The sequence below is a fragment of the Streptomyces sp. NPDC027663 genome (assembly GCF_055566415.1).
Genome location: NZ_JBVHSK010000001.1, coordinates 406,731 through 426,171, shown reverse-complemented (window position 1 = coordinate 426,171; position 19,441 = coordinate 406,731). Strand labels below are relative to the sequence as shown.

Annotated in this window: 15 protein-coding genes; 14 read left to right on the top strand and 1 reads right to left on the bottom strand. The window is 71.9% G+C overall.

Annotated features, from left to right (window positions below; all coding sequences use genetic code 11):
* Positions 1–559 precede the first annotated feature (559 nt).
* The 11 genes from ACZ4SF_RS01900 (at position 560) to ACZ4SF_RS01850 (ending at position 14,163) form a co-directional block, all read left to right on the top strand.
* Positions 560–1,387, top strand: a complete 828-nt coding sequence (locus tag ACZ4SF_RS01900) for a hypothetical protein (protein ID WP_468376859.1) — start codon at positions 560–562, stop codon at positions 1,385–1,387.
* Positions 1,388–1,622: 235 nt separating this feature from the next.
* A complete protein-coding gene (locus tag ACZ4SF_RS01895; RefSeq protein ID WP_468376856.1) occupies positions 1,623–2,834 on the top strand; it encodes an ROK family transcriptional regulator in 1,212 nt (403 codons plus the stop codon).
* A 150-nt stretch (positions 2,835–2,984) separates the two neighbouring features.
* Positions 2,985–4,328, top strand: coding sequence for an ABC transporter substrate-binding protein (locus ACZ4SF_RS01890; RefSeq protein WP_468376854.1), 1,344 nt, complete (start codon positions 2,985–2,987; stop codon positions 4,326–4,328).
* The gene (locus tag ACZ4SF_RS01885; protein ID WP_468376851.1) at positions 4,328–5,269 is read left to right on the top strand and encodes a carbohydrate ABC transporter permease; all 942 of its coding nucleotides are present in this window, start codon (positions 4,328–4,330) and stop codon (positions 5,267–5,269) included. Before ACZ4SF_RS01890 ends, ACZ4SF_RS01885 begins: the two co-directional genes overlap by 1 nt.
* A gap of 2 nt (positions 5,270–5,271) precedes the next feature.
* A complete protein-coding gene (locus ACZ4SF_RS01880; protein ID WP_468376848.1) occupies positions 5,272–6,165 on the top strand; it encodes a carbohydrate ABC transporter permease in 894 nt (297 codons plus the stop codon).
* 90 nt (positions 6,166–6,255) lie between these two features.
* Entirely contained in the window at positions 6,256–7,521 is a 1,266-nt protein-coding gene (locus ACZ4SF_RS01875; protein WP_468376845.1) for a 6-phospho-beta-glucosidase, read from the top strand.
* The gene (locus ACZ4SF_RS01870; RefSeq protein ID WP_468376843.1) at positions 7,512–8,498 is read left to right on the top strand and encodes an N-acetylglucosamine kinase; all 987 of its coding nucleotides are present in this window, start codon (positions 7,512–7,514) and stop codon (positions 8,496–8,498) included. The genes ACZ4SF_RS01875 and ACZ4SF_RS01870 overlap by 10 nt, the downstream gene beginning before the upstream one ends.
* Before the next feature lie 148 nt (positions 8,499–8,646).
* Positions 8,647–10,098, top strand: coding sequence for a purine-cytosine permease family protein (locus ACZ4SF_RS01865; RefSeq protein ID WP_468376840.1), 1,452 nt, complete (start codon positions 8,647–8,649; stop codon positions 10,096–10,098).
* 252 nt (positions 10,099–10,350) lie between these two features.
* On the top strand, positions 10,351–11,799 hold the full coding sequence (locus ACZ4SF_RS01860) for a hypothetical protein (protein WP_468376837.1): 1,449 nt from the start codon (positions 10,351–10,353) through the stop codon (positions 11,797–11,799).
* Positions 11,800–11,813: 14 nt separating this feature from the next.
* Entirely contained in the window at positions 11,814–12,842 is a 1,029-nt protein-coding gene (locus tag ACZ4SF_RS01855; RefSeq protein ID WP_468376835.1) for a glutamate ABC transporter substrate-binding protein, read from the top strand.
* Between the two features lie 40 nt (positions 12,843–12,882).
* Complete coding sequence (locus tag ACZ4SF_RS01850; RefSeq protein ID WP_468376832.1) at positions 12,883–14,163, top strand: coiled-coil domain-containing protein; 1,281 nt, start codon at positions 12,883–12,885, stop codon at positions 14,161–14,163.
* A gap of 1 nt (position 14,164) precedes the next feature.
* Here the strand turns inward: ACZ4SF_RS01850 and ACZ4SF_RS01845 are convergent, their stop codons facing one another.
* A complete protein-coding gene (locus tag ACZ4SF_RS01845; RefSeq protein WP_468376829.1) occupies positions 14,165–14,473 on the bottom strand; it encodes a hypothetical protein in 309 nt (102 codons plus the stop codon).
* On the opposite strand from ACZ4SF_RS01845, the gene ACZ4SF_RS01840 reads away from it, so the two are divergent.
* From ACZ4SF_RS01840 to ACZ4SF_RS01830, 3 genes are all read left to right on the top strand, one after another.
* Positions 14,433–16,619, top strand: a complete 2,187-nt coding sequence (locus ACZ4SF_RS01840; RefSeq protein ID WP_468376826.1) for a serine/threonine-protein kinase — start codon at positions 14,433–14,435, stop codon at positions 16,617–16,619. The genes ACZ4SF_RS01845 and ACZ4SF_RS01840 overlap by 41 nt on opposite strands.
* 3 nt (positions 16,620–16,622) lie before the next feature.
* Positions 16,623–17,942 carry a PP2C family serine/threonine-protein phosphatase gene (locus ACZ4SF_RS01835; RefSeq protein ID WP_468376823.1) on the top strand — a complete coding sequence of 440 codons (1,320 nt, stop codon included), beginning with the start codon at positions 16,623–16,625 and terminating at the stop codon, positions 17,940–17,942.
* A gap of 100 nt (positions 17,943–18,042) precedes the next feature.
* A complete protein-coding gene (locus tag ACZ4SF_RS01830) occupies positions 18,043–19,422 on the top strand; it encodes a vWA domain-containing protein (protein ID WP_468376820.1) in 1,380 nt (459 codons plus the stop codon).
* Positions 19,423–19,441 lie beyond the last annotated feature (19 nt).

Below are 19,441 nucleotides of genomic sequence, written 5' to 3'. Positions count from 1 at the left end.
CGGACGGCATCGAAGGCACAGGACGGTGATGCAGAGGGTGACGCGGAGGGTGACGCAGCGGATGACGCGGGCTTCGTGGAGGGCGCCGCCGAGACCACCGCCGCCCGTGCCTTCGAAGGATGCTGGGCCGTACAACCCCCCGCCCCCAGCAGCAGCACACCCAGCAGCAGCGCCGCCCGGCGCCCGCTCACTCCGGTTCCCCGAAGCGCGCCGGCCTGCGCAGCGCCACGAGCGCGCCCACCCGGCGCCGCAACGGCATGCCCCTCGGCCGGCAGTCTTCCGTCACGCATCCGCCCGTCCCCGACCCCTCGTCCGCCCCAGCCCCCGGCACCCCTGTCCGGTGCAGGGTGGCCAAGACGCCGGACGCCCTGAATCTAGGCCCTGTGACCAGCGGAAACCACACCCGTGATGCACTCGTGACGTGGCCCCGGATCCAGCCCGCCTTCACAGGAACCCCGCGTTCCGTCCGCATTTCCCGATCCTCTAGGGTCACCTCACCCGCGGACCCTTGATCTGGAGCGCGACGTCGCCCGGGGGTCCGCCTCGAAGGTGGGGAAACATGCGCAAGCTCGCCATAGGCGCCGCCCTGTCCGGTGCCCTGGCTCTGGCCGGCCTGGCCGCGCCCGCCGCGTCGGCGGCCGGCACGCCGGACCTGACGTTCGCCGGCGTGACCGTGAACAAGGGCAAGCCGATCGTGGCCGGCATCGGCAAGGCCGTGACCGTGCCGGTGACGTACACCCTGACCCGGCCGAAGGACCTGGTCATCGACCAGAACAAGAACGTGCAGGCGGTCATCCTGTACCGCGGGACGCTGAGGTCGGTCGACAACGACCTGGGCCCGGACACGCCGCCCACCTGCACGACGACCGCCGCGACGGACACGACGGTCACCGAGAGCTGCACCGAGAAGATCGTCGTCGCTCCGGACGAGTCGCTCTACGAGGCCGCCGACGCCACGACCTGGAAGGCCGCGGGCGTCTACGCCCACAGCGACGGCAGCGTCTCGGACGACTACCTGCACAGCGAGAACGACGTGACCGCGTGGGGCAATCTGGCCTCGGTGAAGGTGCAGCGCGCCGCCCGGCTGACCGCGGACGCCGCCCCGGAGCCCGTGGCGAAGGGGAGGACGCTGACCGTCAAGGGCAAGCTGACCCGGGCGGACTGGGCGGCCGGCAGGTACACCGGCTACCAGGGCCAGAAGGTCGTGCTGCAGTTCAAGGCGGACGGCGGCTCGTACGCGAACGTCAAGGCGATCACCTCCGGCACCGGTGGCGCCCTGTCCACCACGGTGAAGGCGACCAGGAGCGGCACCTACCGCTTCGTCTTCGCCGGTACGGCCACCACGGGCGCGAAGACGTCCGCCGGTGACCACGTGACGGTGAAGTAGGACGGCACCGGGCCCCCTCGGGCCCGGGCCCCCGTGACACGCGCCCCCGAGGTAACGACTCTGTTGCCTCGGGGGCGTTGTCTATTGACGCCCTCTTCGTCCTGGGCTTACGTTCCTCCCACCCAAATAGGAAACTTTCCTAACAGTGATCAGGCAGGGCGTCCGCTGATCAAGACTGGACGCCGTGCCCGGGCCACTGAAAAGCTGGGCGGCTGAAAGGCAGGTGTCGACCCCGATGGCAGGAACCGCCGGCACGCCGGGCACCCCGCGCGTCCTGCGCGCCATGAACGACCGCACCGCCCTGGATCTGCTGCTGGAGCACGGGCCGCTGTCGCGCACCCGGATCGGCAAGCTCACCGGCCTGTCCAAGCCCACCGCCTCCCAGCTGCTGGCCCGCCTGGAGGCGGCCGGCCTGGTCCGGGTCACCGGCACCAGCGAGGGCCGGCCGGGCCCCAACGCCCAGCTGTACGCGGTCAATCCCGCCGCCGCGTACGCCGCCGGACTGGACGTCACCCCGCACCGCATCCGCGCCGCTGTCGCCGACGTCACCGGCCGCACGGTCGGCGAGTTCGAGCTGCCCACCCCGGGCCGCCGGCCGGCCCACCCGGTGGTCCAGCAGGTCACCGACGCCCTCGACGGCGCGGTGAAGGCCGCCGGGCTCACCCGGTCCGACGTGCACCGGCTGGTCATCGGCACACCCGGCGCCTTCGACCCCAACACCGGCCGGCTGCGCTACGCCTCCCACCTGCCGGGCTGGCACTCCCCCACACTGCTCGGCGAACTCGCGGCGGCGCTGCCGATGCCGGTCGAGTACGAGAACGACGTCAACCTCGCCGCCATCGCCGAACAGCGGCTCGGCGCGGCCCGCGGCCACGCGGACTTCGTGCTGCTGTGGAACCAGGAAGGCCTCGGCGCCGCCCTGGTCCTCGGCGGCCGGCTGCACCGCGGCTGGACGGGCGGCGCCGGCGAGGTCGGCTTCCTGCCGGTGCCGGGCACCCCGCTGGTCCGCCAGGTCACCAAGGCCAACAGCGGTGGCTACCAGGAGCTGGCCGGCTCCCAGGCCGTACCGAAGCTGGCCCGGGAACTCGGTGTCTCCGACGTGCCGCCGGGGCCGTGCGCCGAGGCCGCCGCCGCGCTCGTCGCCCGCGCCGCCGACCATGCGAGCGGCCCTCACCGGGAACTGCTCCAGACCTATGCGACCCGGCTGGCCACCGGTCTCGCCTCGCTCGTCTCCGTCCTCGATCCCGAACTCGTCATCCTCAGCGGCTCCGCCCTGACGGCCGGCGGCGAGGTACTGCGCGCCCTCGTCCAGGCCGAACTGGAGGAGCTGGCCGCGGCCCGGCCACGGCTGGTCGTCGGCGAGGTCCGTGAACACCCCGTGCTGCGCGGCGCGCTGGAGTCCGCGCTCGCCACGACCCGCGACGAGGTCTTCGACACCTCGCGCTGAGCGCCCCCGCCGGCCTTCTTCCCGCCCCGCCACGCCCCCCCTCAGCCGCACCTTCTCCCCCCAGCCGCGCCTTCTTCCCGCCCACCGCGCCCTGAAATTTCCCGCCCCCGCGCCCTGTATTTCCCGCCCCCGTCCCTGGGAGACCTCGCCATGCCCACAGCCATACCCGGAGTCACCCGAAAAGCGGCTTTTGCCCTGACTGCTTCTGCCGTGCTCCTCACCGCCGCATGCACCGGCCAGTCCGGCTCGGGCGCCACGGACGACCCGTCGAAGGACACGACGATCAACTTCTGGCACGCCTGGAGCGCGCCGAACGAGGTGAAGGCGGTCAAGTCGCTGGTCGCCGGCTTCGAGCGGGCGCACCCCAACATCCACGTGAACGTCGTCGGCAACATGACCGACGACAAGATCAACCAGGCGCTGCGCGCGGGCGGCGACAAGGCACCGGACGTGATCTCCTCCTTCACGACCAACAACGTGGGCAAGTTCTGCTCCTCGGGCGCGCTCGTGGACCTGAACCCGTTCTTCGAGAAGTCGCACATCGACCCGGAGGCGACGTTCCCGAAGCCGATGAACGAGTACACCCGGTTCGACGGCAACCGCTGCGCGGTCCCGCTGCTCGGTGACGCGTACGGGCTCTACTACAACAAGACGGCGTTCGAGAAGGCGGGCATCACCGCCCCGCCGAAGACATGGTCCGAGTTCGAGGCCGACGCCCAGAAGCTGACGATCCGCCAGGGCGACGGCTACAAGCAGCTGGGTTTCATGCCGAACTACCACGGCTGGGAGTCCACCACCGAGCACTACTTCGGGCAGTTCTCGCCGACCTACTTCGACAAGGACGGCAAGTCCGCCCTTGCGAAGGACCCCGCCTTCGAAAAGGGCTTCACGCTCCAGAAGAAACTCGTCGACGAACTCGGCGGATTCCGGCGGCTGGAGAAGTTCCGGGCCACCCTGGGCGACGAGTGGGGCCCCAAGCACCCCTTCCACACCGGCCAGGTCGCCATGCAGCTCGACGGCGAGTGGCGGCTCGGCATGGCCGAGGAGGCCGATCCCGGATTCGAGATCGGGGTGGCCCCGCTGCCCGTCCCCGACGACCGGGCCGACCAGTACGGAAAGGGCTACATCACCGGCACGATCGCGGGCATCGCAGCCACCAGCCACCAGCAGAACGCGGCCTGGGAGCTGGTGAAGTACATGACCACGGACACGGACGCGGTGGTCGGCTTCGCCAACGACATCCACAACGTGCCCTCCACGCTGGCCGCCCTGAAGTCCCCCAAGCTGAAGTACGACCCGCGGTTCAAGACCTTCCTCGACATCGCCGCCCACCCGGACTCCACCACCACACCCGCCTCGGTCAACGGCGGTGTGTACCTGGTGACGATCCAGCAGTTCGGCTACGACTACGAGAGCGGCAAGGCCACCGATCTGAAGGCCGGACTGAAGAGGACGGCCGCGCAGATCGACACGGACATCGCGCAGGCGCAGTGATGAGCACCGTCACCCTCGCGTCGAAACGCCGCCGCTCAGCCCTGCGCACGCTCGCCTTCATGTCCCCGTGGCTGATCGGCTTCTCGGTCTTCTTCGCCTACCCGCTGATCTCCACGGTCTATTTCTCCTTCATGCACTACGACGGCTTCCGGCCGCCGGAGTGGAGCGGCGGGAAGAACTGGGCCTACGTCTTCGAGCACTACCCGCTGTTCTGGCCCGCCCTGCGCAACACGCTGTGGCTGGTCCTGGTCATGGTGTCCCTGCGGGTGGTCTTCGGACTGGGCATCGGCCTGCTCATCACCAGGATCAAGACGGCCACGGGCGTCTTCCGCACCCTGTTCTACCTGCCGTACCTCGCCCCGCCGGTGGCGGCGACCATGGCCTTCGCGTTCCTGCTCAACCCCGGGACGGGCCCGGTCGATTCCCTCCTGGACAAGGCCGGCCTGCCGGCGCCGGGCTGGTTCAACGACCCCACCTGGTCCAAGCCGGCACTGACCCTGCTGGCCCTGTGGGGCGTCGGCGACCTGATGGTCATCTTCATGGCCGCGCTGCTCGACGTGCCGGCGGAGCAGTACGAGGCGGCCGAACTGGACGGCGCCTCGGCGTGGCAACGCTTCCGGTACGTGACCCTGCCGAACATCTCCCCCATCGTGATGTTCGCCGTCGTCACCGGAGTGATCCAGACCATGCAGTACTACACCCAGCCGCTGGTCGCCGGGAAGGTGGCCTCCGGCGTGATCCAGGGGGCGGGCACCCAGTTCGAACCCGGCTACCCGGACAAGTCCACGCTCACCCTCCCCCAGCTCGTCTACAACCTCGGCTTCCAGCGCTTCGACTACGGCTCGGCCTGCGTGGTGGCGCTGGTGCTGTTCGCCCTGTCGATGGCGTTCACCGCACTGCTCATGCGGCGCCGGGGCGGCCTGATCCAGGCAGGTGACTGATGATGACCCAGGTACTGGACCCGCCCGTGAAGCAGGCGCCGCTCGTCTCCGGTGCCGAACGCACCGCCCGCCGCAGGGCGGTGCTGGAGTGGATCGCGGTCCACTCGCTCGGCGTCGCCGCCGCGCTGTTCTTCACGCTGCCGTTCGTGTTCGTGTTCCTGACCTCGCTGATGAGCGACACCCAGGCGCTCAGCAGGGACCTGGTCCCGCACACCTGGGAGTGGGGCAACTACAAGAGCGTGCTCGACACTCCCGGCTTCCTCACCTGGTGGCGGAACACGCTGCTCTACGCCGGCCTGGGCACCGCCCTGACCGTGGTGTCCTCGATCCCGGTGGCGTACGCGCTCGCCAAGTTCCGCTTCCGGGGCCGCAATCTCTCCCTCATGCTGGTGATCTCGATGATGATGCTGCCCCCGCAGGTCGTCGTCATCCCGATGTACCTGTTCTGGGCGAAGCAGCTGGACCTCTCCGGCACGCTGTGGCCGCTGATCGTCCCGATGGCGTTCGGGGACGCGTTCTCCGTCTTCCTGCTGCGCCAGTTCCTGATGACGATCCCGAACGAGTACCTGGACGCGGCGCGGATCGACGGCTGCGGAGACCTGCGCACCCTGCTGCGGGTCGTGCTCCCGATGGCCAGGCCCGGCATCGCCGCCGTGGCCCTCTTCCAGTTCTTCTACGCCTGGAACGACTACTTCGGCCCGCAGATCTACGCGTCCGAGAACCCCGGCGCCTGGACCCTGTCCTACGGCCTGGAGTCCTTCAAGGGCGCCCACCACACCGACTGGAACCTCACCATGGCCGCGACGGTGCTGGTCATGGCTCCCGTGATCCTCGTGTTCTTCTTCGCCCAGAAGGCGTTCGTGGAAGGCGTCACGCTCACCGGAGTGAAGGGTTGAACCACACATGCCGTGCTCACCCGGGGGACGACCCGCGAACCCCCGGCCGATGACTGCTGCCCGCACCCCATGGAAGCGAGGGAACCTTCAGTGAAACTCACCGTGGTCGGCGGAGGCTCGACCTACACGCCCGAACTCATCGACGGCTTCGCCCGCCTGCGCGAGACCCTGCCCGTCGAGGAACTCGTCCTCGTCGACCCGGCGGCCGGCCGTCTGGAGCTGGTCGGCGGCCTGGCCCGCCGCATCTTCGCCAAGCAGGGCCACCCGGGCCGGATCGTCACCACCGCCGACCTGGACGCCGGCGTCGAGGGGGCCGACGCGGTCCTGCTCCAGCTGCGCGTCGGCGGCCAGGCGGCCCGGGAGCAGGACGAGACCTGGCCGCTGGAGTGCGGCTGCATCGGCCAGGAGACCACCGGCGCCGGGGGCCTGGCGAAGGCCCTGCGCACGGTCCCCGTGGTGCTGGACATCGCCGAACGGGTCCGCCGTGCCAACCCCCGTGCCTGGATCATCGACTTCACCAACCCCGTCGGCATCGTCACCCGCGCCCTGCTCCAGGCCGGGCACCGGGCGGTCGGCCTGTGCAACGTGGCGATCGGCTTCCAGCGCAAGTTCGCGGCCCTGCTCGGCACGGCCCCGGCCGACGTGCACCTCGGCCACGTCGGACTCAACCACCTCACCTGGGAGACGGCGGTGCGGCTGGGCGGCCCGGAGGGCGAGAACGTCCTGCCGAAGATCCTGGCCGAACACGGCGAGGCACTCGCCGACGACCTCCGCCTCCCCCGCCGCCTGCTGGACCGCCTCGGCGTCGTGCCCTCCTACTACCTGCGCTACTACTACGCCCACGACGAGGTCGTACGGGACCTGCGGACCAGGCCCTCCCGGGCCTCCGAGGTGGCCGCCATGGAGCACGAGCTGCTCACGATGTACGGCGACCCGGCCCTGGACGAGAAACCGGCCCTGCTGGCCAAGCGGGGCGGCGCCTACTACTCGGAGGCGGCCGTGGACCTGGCGGCGGCTCTGCTGGGCGGTGGCGGCAGCCCGTACCAGGTGGCGAACACGCTCAACAAGGGCACCCTGCCCTTCCTCCCCGACGACGCGGTGATCGAGGTGCAGGCGGCGGTCGGCCCGGCGGGTCCGGTCCCGCTGCCGGTCCCGGAGCCGGACCCGCTGTTCTCGGGCCTGATCGCGAACGTGACGGCGTACGAGGACCTGGCCCTGGAGGCGGCCCTGCGCGGCGGCCGGGACCGCGTCTTCCGGGCACTGCTCGCGCACCCCCTGATCGGCCAGTACGCGTACGCCGAGACCCTGACCGACCAGCTGGTCGCACACAACCGGGAGCACCTCGCGTGGGCCTGACCGCACCCGACCCCCTGACGGTCCTCGCCATCGACGCGGGCAACAGCAAGACCGACGTCGCCGTGGTCACCGCCGCCGGCGAGGTCCTGGCGACGGCCCGCGGCGGCGGCTTCCGCCCGCCCGCGGTGGGCGTGGCCGCGGCGCTGGACACGCTGGCGGATCCGGTGGCCCGGGCCTTCGTGGACGCCGGGGTGGGGGCCGTGACCCATGTCTCGGCCTGCCTGGCCAACGCGGACCTCCCGGTGGAGGAGGAGCAACTGGCGAACGCGCTGCACGCGCGCGCGTGGGGCACATCGGTGGCGGTCCGCAACGACACCTTCGCGATCCTCCGCGCGGGCATCGCCGAGCCTCGCGGGGTGGCCGTGGTGTGCGGTGCGGGCATCAACTGCGTGGGCATGCGCCCCGACGGCCGTACCGCCCGGTTCCCGGCCATCGGCCGGATCTCCGGTGACTGGGGCGGCGGCTGGGGACTGGCGGAGGAGGCGCTGTGGCACGCGGCGCGCGCGGAGGACGGGCGGGGCGAGCCGACGGCCCTGGCCCGCACGCTCCCCGCGCACTTCGGCCTGCCGACCATGTACGCCCTGATCGAGGCCCTGCACCTGGAGCACGTCGGTCACGACCGGCGGCACGAACTGACGCCGGTCCTGTTCGCCACGGCGGCGGACGGCGACCGGGTGGCCCGCACGCTCGTCACCCGGCTCGCGGAAGAGGTCACGGTGATGGCCACGGTCGCCCTGTCCCGCCTGGATCTCCTCGCCGAGGAGACCCCGGTGCTGCTGGGCGGCAGCGTCCTCACGGCGGGCCACCCGCAGCTGAACGACACCGTCCGCGACCTGCTGGCGGTCCGCGCCCCCAAGGCCGACGTCCGGGTGGTGACGGCGAGCCCGGTGCTGGGCGCGGCGCTGCTGGGCCTGGACCGGCTGGCGGCGGGGGCCGAGGCGCAGCGGCGGGCGCGGGGCCACTGGGAGGCGGGCTGAGCCGGCGCCGGTGCGGCGGGCGGCGAGGGCCCGGGCGCGGGTGGTGACCGGTCATGGCGCCCGGTGACCGGCCCTCCCCCTAGGCGTCGTGGGAGGGGAGCCGGGGAACACAGTGACCAGGGATACCGGCCGGCACTCGGGAGGCGCCATGAGCACATCGGCCGAGCCAAGGGTGTCGGGCATCGAGGTCCGGTCCATCGACTACGTCCCGCTGGACGAGCGGCACGGGAAGCTGTGGCACCTGGGACCCCTGTGGTTCATGTCGAACGCCCAGATCGCCACCCTGGCGGTGGGGCTGGTCAGCATCACCCAGGGCGGCAACCTCATCTGGTCGCTGCTGGCCATCGTCTCCGGCACCGTCATCGGTACCTTCTTCATGGCGTTCCACTCGGCCCAGGGCCCCCAGCTGGGCCTGCCGCAGATGATCCAGTCGCGGCCCCAGTTCGGCTACGTCGGCGCCCTCCTCGTATGGCTCTTCGCCTACGTGCAGTACGCGGGGTTCAACGTCTTCAACAGCAGCCTCGCCGCCGAAGCGCTGGACACCACGGTCCACGGCGGCGTGCATCTGTGGATCGTGGTGGTCACCGTGGTGGCGCTGGTCATCGCGCTGGTGGGCTACGACGTCATCCACAAGGCCGAGCGGGTCCTGACGTACACCTTCCTGGTGATCTTCGGGATCTTCACCGTGGGCGTCCTGGTCACCCTGCACTACCCGGCGGGCTCCTTCGACCTCGGCGCCTTCAAGTGGACGCCGTTCCTGGCCCAGTTCGGTGTCGTCGCCGGCTACCAGATCAGCTGGGCCATCTACGTCTCGGACTACTCGCGGTACCTGCCGCCGGACGTGACCGTCCGCAAGACCTTCTACTGGACGTACTTCGGCTCCGCGCTCGGCGGAGTCTGGCTGATGGTCCTCGGCGCGCTGCTGGCCGCGTGGGCGGGCAAGGACTTCGACGCGATCCGCTCGATCAACGCCGCGGGCGACAAGGTGTTCACCGGGTTCGGTGCGATCGTGCTGCTGTTCTCGGCACTGGGCCTGGTCTCGGTGACCGCGCTGAACATGTACGGCGGTTCCCTGACCCTCATCAGCGGCGTCGACTCGTTCAAACGGGTCCGGCCGACGCTCGCCGTACGGCTGCTCACCATCGCGTTCACCGCGGCGCTCTCCCTCGTCGGCGCACTGGTCGCGACGTCGAACTTCCTGGAGAACTTCGAGAACTTCCTGCTGCTGGTGCTCTACCTGTTCATCCCGTGGACCGCGGTGAACCTGATGGACTACTACGTGGTGCGCCGCGGGCACTACGCCGTCGCCGAGATCTTCAACCCGCACGGCATCTACGGGCGCTGGGGCTGGCACGGCATCATCGCCTACCTCGTCGGCTTCGCCGCCATGATCCCGTTCTTCTCCGTCGGGACCCTGTTCGTCGGCCCCGCCGCGAAGGCCCTGGGCGGCGCCGACATCTCCCTGTTCATCGGACTGCCGGTCTCCGCGGCCCTGTACTGGTGGCTGACCCGCTCCATCGACGTGGCCGCCGAGACCCGGGTCGCCGAGGCGGAGGCGGCGGCACTGGAGAAGGCGGCCCACGAACACCGGGAGCCCTGAGAGGGCGGCCCTCCGACACCGGCCACCCTGGAGGGCGGTCCACGGACCGAGGGAGACCGAGGCGGGCCGGGCGGCGCAGGCCCGCGGCCGGGCCCGGCAGTCCCGCGCTCCCGGGTGGAACCGAACAAACGCTCCCGGCGTATACATGAGCAGCGCGCGCTGCGATCCGATCAAGATCGAGTGAAGGCCGGTGCGGATGCCGGTCCGGGCGGCGATACTTGGCGGCGAACGGATGACCATGGGGGAGGTCGGGTGACACATCCGCCGAAGAGCAGCACGGCGCCACCGCCGGCCGGGCCCGCCGGGCCCGCCGGGCCCGCCGGTGCCCCTGGCATTCCCGCTCAGCCCGGCCGGTCCGCGGCCGTCGTCCCGCCGGTGCCGCCGGCCCGGCGCACCGCCTTCGCCGAGGGGGCCGAGCGCCTGCGGGCCGCCGCGACGACCGAACCGGGGCGGCTGCGGATCATCGGTGCCGTACTGGCGCTGCTGGTCGTCGCGTTCGGGGCGGTCACCGCCTGGCAGACCAGCGCACGCTCGGCCGCCGCCGACGACGTGCTGCACCGCAGTCAGCCGCTCAGCTCCGGGGCGGCCGGCATCTACCGTTCGCTGGCCGACGCCAACACGGCCGCGTCCAGCGGTTTCCTGGCGGGCGGTCAGGAGAGCGCGGCCTCCCGGGACCGGTACGAGAAGGACATCCGCACCGCGGCCTCCGGACTCGTCACCGCCGCCGCCAACGCCGATCCCGGCTCGGCCTCCGAGGCGACCATCGCCGAGCTGAACCGGCTGCTGCCCGAGTACAAGGGGCTGGTCGAGCGGGCGCGGACGTACAACCGGCAGGGCTACCCGGTGGGCGGCGCCTATCTGCGCTACGCCAACGAGAAGATGCAGAAGGAGATGCTCCCGGCGGCGGAGGATCTCTACACGACGGAGAACCGGCGCCTGGACGCCGACTACGGCGACGCCACGCCGTACCCGTGGGCGGCGATCGCGCTCGGGGTGCTCGCACTCGCCGGGCTCGGCTGGGCCCAGCACCGCATGTACCGGCGCACCAACCGCGTCCTCAACCACGGTCTGGTCGCCGCCTGCGCAGCCACCACCGTGGCCCTGCTGTGGCTCGTCGTGGGCCATGCGGTGGCCCGCGCCGAACTCGACGGCTCGTACGACAACGGCATCCGCTCGCTCACCGTGCTGCACGACGCCCGGATCGCGTCCCTGAAGGCGCGGGGCAACGAGAACCTCAGCCTGGTGGCGCGCGGCGCGGAGACCGTCACGGTCGGCGGAAAGCCGTACGACGCCTACTACCACGACTTCGACAAGGACATGTCCGTGCTCGGCGAAGGGCTGACCGCGGCGCAGAAGCTCGCCGACGACCAGGGGGGCACCGCGCCGGTCAAGGCGGCCGAGGGCAACATGGCGGTGTGGAAGCAGCGCCACGCCGCGGCGCGGGCCGAGGACGAGAACGGCAACTACCAGCAGGCGCTGGACAAGGTGATCGGCGCGAAGGGCGCGACCGGTGAGTGCTTCGACAGCGTCGACCGCAACCTCGCCCGGGCCATCGACCACGAGCAGGCCGAGTTCCGGCAGGCGGCCGGTGACGGGCGGGACGCGATGACCGGGCTGACGGTCGGCGCGGCCGTCCTCGGGGTGTTGGCCGCGGCCGGCGCGGTCGCCGGCATCGGGCGCAGGCTTTCGGAGTACCGGTGACAGGGGGCAAGGCGATGTACGTGAACCGTGCACGGTCCGCCCTGCGGGGCTGGGGCGGGGTCGCCGCCATGGCGGTGCTGTGCGCACTGGCACTGGCGTTCGTCCTGCTGCTGCCGCGCACCCAGCAGCCGGAGCCGGGCCGCGGCGGGCAGCGGGTGGCCACCGGCACCCAGGCCGACGTCATCGACGGGTGCAGCGACGCCGACGTGCACAAGCGGACGCTCGCCCCCTCCGGCGCGGACGGTCCGACGATCGACGCCATCAAGGCCCGTACCGGCGCCAAGCGCAAGCTGATCGTCGGCGTCGACCAGAACAGCTACCGCTGGGGCTACCGCAATCCCAACACCGAGGGCGCGGAGCTGGAGGGCTTCGACATCGACCTCGCCCACCGGATCGCCGAGGAGATACTCGGCGACCCGGACGCCGTGCAGTTCAAGGCGATCCCGACCAGCCAGCGCATCCCGGCCATCGAGGACGGACGGGTGGACATGGTCGTGCGGACGATGACGATCACCTGTGACCGGCTCCAGCAGGTCGCGTTCTCCGCGCCCTACTTCAAGACCGGTCAGCAGGTCCTCGCCCCGAAGTCGTCGCCGGTCACCGGCTACAACGACTCGCTGGCGCACAAGAAGGTCTGCACGGCCGCCGGTTCGACGGCGTACACCAAGCTGGACGCCGACCGGAAGTCCGGCCGGCTGCCCGCCTCCACCGACATCTCCGCCACCGTCCCGAACCAGCTCGACTGCCTGGTCCGGCTGCAACTCGGCGAAGCGGACGCGGTGGTGACCGACGGCGCGCTCGCCGCGAGCCAGGCCGCCCAGGATCCGACCGTCGAACTGAAGGGCGAGGCGTTCACCGCCGAGTACTACGGCGTGGCGATGAAGAAGGGTGCCACCGATCTGGTAGGCCGGGTCAATCGCGTGCTGGTGAGCTACCGCGCGAACGGGTGGCAGGCGTCGTACGACAAGTGGCTGTCGGCGACACTGGGGAAGGACGCGGCCGCGTCGGAGCCGCCCCAGCCGCAGTACCTGCAGTCCAGCTGAGCGCACCCCACCGGAACAGACAGCAAGCGAGAGGTGATCGATGGGCGTCACGGACCCCGCCGGGCCGGTGATGGACCGGGACGAGGTGGACCGTGCGCTGGCGCGGCTCGGCCAGGAGCACGAGGCGATCGAGACCTCGCTGCTGGCGCTGCAGGACCACGCGGGCCGCAGACTCCTCGAAGGCGCCGAGCTGACCGGGGTCACCCGGGAACGCTGGCAGTCCGCGGAGGACCGGATCACCTTGCTGTGGGCGTACTTCGACGCCTACACGGCCGCGCTGCGCAGCGCCCGGGAGATCCGCGCCCGGCGCCGCTGGTCGAGCCGCGAGGACCTGACGGAACTCACCGAGCTGCTGCGCGGCGCGTCCGTGACCGTCCCCGGCGGCGGCACCGGCAGGCTGAGCGAGACGTTCTCGCTGTCCACACTGGTGGACCGGATGAACGAGCTGTACGCGACGAGCCTGGACATGGTCGTCGCCGCCGACGCGGTGTGGTCGGCGCTGCCCGCGCGGATCGATTTACTCGCCGCGGAACTCCAGCGCACCCGGCAGCTCGCGCACTCCGTCGGCGTGCGCCCCGGCGAGCACCCGGCCGGCGACGACCTGGAGCGCATCACCCGCACGCTGACCAAGCTGCGCGAGGACGTCGTCTCCGACCCGCTCTCCTTCTGGGTGCCGGCCGAGGGCAGTTCGGCGCCGGGCGGCGGCCGCCCGGACACGACGGTGTACGACCGTGAGGCGCGCGCCCTGGAGGACGTGCGCCGGGAGATCGGCGCCGTGCTGACGGTGCGCCAGGACGCCGAGGCACGGCTGATCCGGCTGCGGGACGTGCTCTCGCGCGCCGACCGCACCCTCGCCGAGGCCCGTACCGCGCGCGGCGAGGTGCTGGCGAAGATCGCCGCGACCGAGGTGCCGGTGGTCAGCGGGCCGCCGACCGTGCTGCAGGAGCAGCTGGCGACCGCCGCCGAGTACCGCAGGCAGGCCCAGTGGCACCGGCTGTCCCCGCTGCTGGAGTCCCTGGAGCAGAAGGCGGAGGACGAACTGCTGCGCGCCCGCGAGTCACTGACCGCGGTCACCGCGCCGCTCGCGGTCCGCGCCGAACTGCGCGGCCGGCTCGACGCCTACAAGGCGAAGGTCGCCCGGCACGGCCTGGCCGAGGACCCGTTCCTCGTCGAGCGGTACGACGCGGCCCGCCGCATGCTGTGGAGCGCACCCTGCGACCTGCGCGTGGCCGAACAGGCCGTGCTGCGCTACCAGCAGCTGGCGGCCGAACTGCTCGCGGGCCCGGGCGCGCCGGAGGACCGTAAGGGGGACCAGTCATGAGTCAGCCGGGGCAGAGCTGCCAGCGGCCGGGCTGCGAGGGGGCGTACGAGGACGTCGGCGGCGGTGAGCTGTACTGCGACACGTGCGGTCTCGCACCCGTGGTGTCCGCCAGGGGGATGGTGGGCTCGCCGCCCACCGGAGTCACCAGGGGCTCGTCGAGCAACGGCAGTGCGCGCAGTTCCCGGACGTCCTCGCAGTCGTCGCGCTCGCGCCGTTCCGTGTCCGGGAGGCTCTCCCGGTCGCTGTCGGGGAAGTCCACCGGCCGTTCGGTGTCCGTGCGCAGCTCGGGTTCCTCCTCGGGCACCTCCACGCGCGGGCGGCTGGGCGCCGGGCTGGTCTCCGTACCGCAGGTGCCGCGCCCCGACCCGCGCGCGATGGTGCTGGAGAACCCGGAGGTGCCCGAGCGCAAGCGGTTCTGCTCGCGGTCGGACTGCGGCGCGCCGGTGGGCCGGGCCCGGGGTGACCGGCCGGGCCGCACGGAGGGTTTCTGCACCAAGTGCGGCCACCCGTACTCCTTCGTGCCCAAGCTGAAGGCCGGGGACATCGTGCACGGCCAGTACGAGGTCGCGGGCTGCCTCGCGCACGGCGGGCTCGGCTGGATCTACCTCGCCGTGGACCGGGCCGTCTCCGACCGCTGGGTGGTGCTCAAGGGCCTGCTGGACACCGGCGACCAGGACGCGATGGCCGCGGCGATCTCCGAGCGGCGGTTCCTCGCGGAGATCGAGCACGCCAACATCGTGCGGATCTACAACTTCGTGGAGCACCTGGACCAGCGCACCGGTTCCCTCGACGGCTACATCGTCATGGAGTACGTCGGCGGGAAGTCCCTGAAGGAGATCGCCAACGCCCGCCGCACGCCCGACGGCCGGCGCGACCCGCTGCCGGTGGAGCAGGCGTGCGCGTACGGCATCGAGGCGCTGGAGGCGCTCGGCCATCTGCACAGCCGCAACCTGCTGTACTGCGACTTCAAGGTCGACAACGCCATCCAGACCGAGGACCAGCTCAAGCTGATCGACATGGGCGCGGTCCGGCGGATGGACGACGACGAGTCGGCCATCTACGGCACCGTCGGCTACCAGGCACCCGAGGTGGCCGACGCCGGCCCGTCGGTGGCGAGCGACCTGTACACGGTGGGCCGGACGCTCGCGGTGCTCACCTTCGACTTCCAGGGCTACACCAACGTCTACGCCGACTCCCTGCCCGACCCCGACACCATCGAGGTCTTCCGCCGGTACGAGTCCTTCTACCGGCTGCTGGTCCGCGCCACCGACCCCGACCCGGCCCGCAGGTTCGCCTCCGCGCAGGAGATGTCCGAGCAGCTGACGGGCGTGCTGCGGGAGGTCGTCTCGCTGCAGACCGGGCAGGCCCGGCCCGCGCTGTCGACCCTGTTCGGGCCCGAGGTGAAGGTCACCGACACGGAGCTGTTCCCGCGGCTGGACGGGGACGTGTCGCGGCTGGGGGCCCGGCCGGTGGGCAGGCGCCTGCGGGTCCCGGCGCCGGTCACCGTCCCGCCGGCCCTGGTCAGGCCCGTCGACGTCCGGGCCGCCGCGCTCGCCCTGCCGGTGCCGCTGGTCGACCCGAACGACCCCAACGCCGGTTTCCTGGCGGGCCTCATGGCCTCGGCGCCGGCCGAGCTGATCGGCGCGCTGGCCGCGGCGCCCGAGCAGACCGTGGAGACCCGGCTGCGGCAGATCCGCGCCCGGCTGGAGAGCGGCGACCACCAGGCAGCGCTGATGTCCCTGGCCGAGCTGGACGAGGAGCGGCCCGACGACTGGCGGGTGGTGTGGTACCGGGGCCTGGCCGCCCTTGCCACCGGCGACTTCGAGGGCGCCGCGCTCGCCTTCGACGCGATCTACGACGCCTTTCCCGGCGAGGCCGCGCCCAAGCTGGCGCTCGGTCTGTGCGCCGAGGTGCTGGGCCAGCTCGACAACGCCGCCGAGTACTACCGCCTGGTGTGGGCGACCGATCCCAGCTATGTGAGCGCCGCGTTCGGGCTGGCCCGGGTGCAGCTCGCGGCCGGGGACCGGCACAGCGCGGTGACGACGCTGGAGTCGGTCGCGGAGTCCTCCATCCACTACACGGCCGCCCGGGTCGCCGCCGTCCGGGCCCGGCTCAGACAGCGCACGGCGAGCGCCGGTGACGTACCGTTCCTGGACGACCTGACGGCCGCCGCCGGTCAGGTCGAGGCGCTCCAGGCGTACGGCCTGGACCCGGCCCGGCGTGAGCAGTTGTCGGCCGAGGTGCTCGGCTGCGCGCTGGACTGGATACTCTCCGGGGGTCAGGGCACCGGGCCCGCCGCCGGAGGCCGGGTGCTGCTGGGCAGCGGTCTGGACGAGCGGGGCCTCCGCTTCGGACTGGAGCGCGCCTACCGCACGCTGGCCCGGCTGGCGCCCGGCGATGAGAGGATCGAGCTGGTGGAACGGGCCAACCGTTACCGCCCCCGGACGTGGGTGTAGTCGATGTCGCAGAAGCCCCAGCAGGCCGCACTGCAGAAGTGCCCGAGCTGCGCGGAGCCCGTCGAGTCGGGTGACCTGTTCTGCGGAGCGTGCGGACACGACCTTTCGGTGGTGCCCGCTCCGCCGCAGGACCATCCGACGCTGACCATGACCGGCTCCGCCGAGCGCGGGGACGGCATGGCCTGGCCCGAAGCCGGCCCGGACGGCCACGGCCGTCCGCCCGCGCATCAGCCGGCCGGCCCGCCCGGCACGGACTCGGGCGGCTCACCGCTGCCGGGGCACGAGCCCGGACCCGAACCGTCCACGGGTTCCGGGGTGCGGTTCGACCGGCCCGCGGAGCCCGACGAGTACCCGCTGCAGGCACCGGATCCCCGGCTGGCCGCCGGCGCCACCCCTCCGGCCGATCCGGCGCAGGTCTGCGTGGCCTGCCGGGCGGGCCGGGTGGACAGCGACGGCTACTGCGAGAACTGCGGGCACGCCCAGCCGCGCGAACGCGACCACGTCGAGCGGGAGTCGGGCCCGGTCGCCGCGGTCAGCGACCGCGGGCTGCGCCACCACCGCAACGAGGACGCCTTCGCGGTGGGTCACACCGTGCTGCCCGACGGCACTCCCGCCGCGCTGGCGGTCGTCTGCGACGGCGTGTCCTCCGCGACCCGCCCCGACGACGCCTCGCTGGCCGCCTCCCAGGCGGCCGGTGACATCCTGCTGGCCGCCCTGCCGCGCGGCACCCACCCGCAAGCGGCGATGCACGAGGCGATCGTCGCCGCCGCGCAGGCGGTCAACGCGCTCGCCGAGGAACCCGCCACGGCCCGCGAGCACGCCCCGCACCAGAACGCGCCGGCCTGCACGATCGTCGGCGCGGTGGTCACCTCCGGGCTGCTGGTCGTCGGCTGGGTCGGTGACAGCCGCGCCTACTGGGTGCCCGACGACCGCGGCGCACCGCCCGCCCGGCTGACCGAGGACGACTCCTGGGCCGCGCAGATGGTCGCCGCGGGTCTGATGAGCGAGGCCGAGGCGTACGCCGACGAACGTGCCCACGCGATCACCGGCTGGCTCGGTGCGGACGCCTACGAACTGGAGCCGCACACCGCTTCCTTCAAGCCGGACCGGCCCGGTGCCGTGGTGGTGTGCACCGACGGACTGTGGAACTACGCCGAGACGGCCGAGGAGATGGGCGAGGTCGTACCGCCGGACGCGGCCGTCCGCCCGCTGCACAGCGCCCGGGTGCTGGTCGGTCACGCCCTCGACGGCGGGGGCCACGACAACGTAACAGTGGCGGTCCTGCCGTTCCCGGCGCCGTCCCAGGGGGCAGGATCGGCCTGAGGCCGTACGAACGGGGAAGCCTCGACGGACCGGAGGGGACCGGTCCGTCGTCATGCGCTGCCTCGCGCGAGCGGGGTGTCCGAGGGGGATGTGAACCAGCATGGCCAATTTCGCGAAACCGAACGTGCCGCAGTTCTCGGTGGACGTCTACCAGAACGAGTACCTGCCCGAGGGCGGCAGCGAGGTCAACGCCATCGTCACGGTGACGGCGACCGGCGGCGGCACCATCGGCGGCGCCGTCACCGCGCCCCTGTACACGCCGGGGCAGCGGCCGTCCGCCGCCGTGGCGATCATGGTCGACTGTTCGGGTTCCATGGACTACCCGCCGACCAAGATGCGCAACGCCCGGGACGCCACGGCCGCCGCGATCGACACCCTGCGCGACGGTACGCACTTCGCCGTGATCGGCGGCACCCATGTCGCCAAGGAGGTCTACCCGGGCGGCGGGCGGGTCGCGGTCGCCGACCCCGTCACCCGCGAACAGGCCAAACAGGCACTGCGCCGGCTGAGCGCGGGCGGCGGTACGGCCATCGGCACCTGGCTGCGGCTCGCCGACCGGCTGCTGTCGTCGGCGGACGTGACCATCCGGCACGGCATCCTGCTCACCGACGGCCGCAACGAGCACGAGTCCGCGGAGGACCTGCGGGCCACGCTGGACGCGTGCGCGGGCCGGTTCACCTGTGACGCGCGGGGTGTGGGCACCGACTGGGAAGTGAAAGAAGTCACAGGGATCGCTTCCGCGCTGCTCGGCACCGCCGACATCGTCGCCGACCCCGCGGGTCTCGCCGCCGACTTCACGCGACTGATGGAGACGGCGATGGGCAAGGAGGTCGCCGACGTCGCCCTGCGGGTGTGGACCCCGGTCGGGACGGCCATCCGGTTCATCAAGCAAGTCGCCCCCAGCGTCGAGGACTTGACCGGCCGCCGCAGCGAGGCCGGGCCGCGCGCCGGGGACTACCCGACCGGGTCCTGGGGCGACGAGTCCCGCGACTACCACCTGTGTGTGACGGTCCCGCCGGCCGGGCTCGGCCGGGAGATGCTCGCCGCCCGGGTCTCCCTGGTGGCGCCTCAGCCCGGCGGCACCACCCGCACGAGCGAAGCCGAACGCGGGGGAGGGAACGTGCAGAACCTCGGCGCGCAGGGGCTCGTACGGGCCGTGTGGACGGACGACATGACGGCCTCCACCGCGATGAACCCCCAAGTCGCCCACTACACCGGACAGGCCGAACTGGCGCAGGCCATCCAGAAAGGTCTCGATCTGCGCAAAGCGGGTGATTTCGATGGAGCAACGGCCAAACTGGGGCGCGCGGTTCAGCTCGCGAGCGCCTCGGGGAACGCGGATACTGCGAAACTGCTTGCGAAGGTGGTGGACGTGGTCGACGCCGCGACAGGTACTGTGCGGTTGAAGACGAGGGTCGCGGAGGCCGACGAGATGACTCTGGAGACCCGGTCCACAAAAACTGTTCGTGTAAAGAAGTGACCCTGGAAGCGATCGCAGC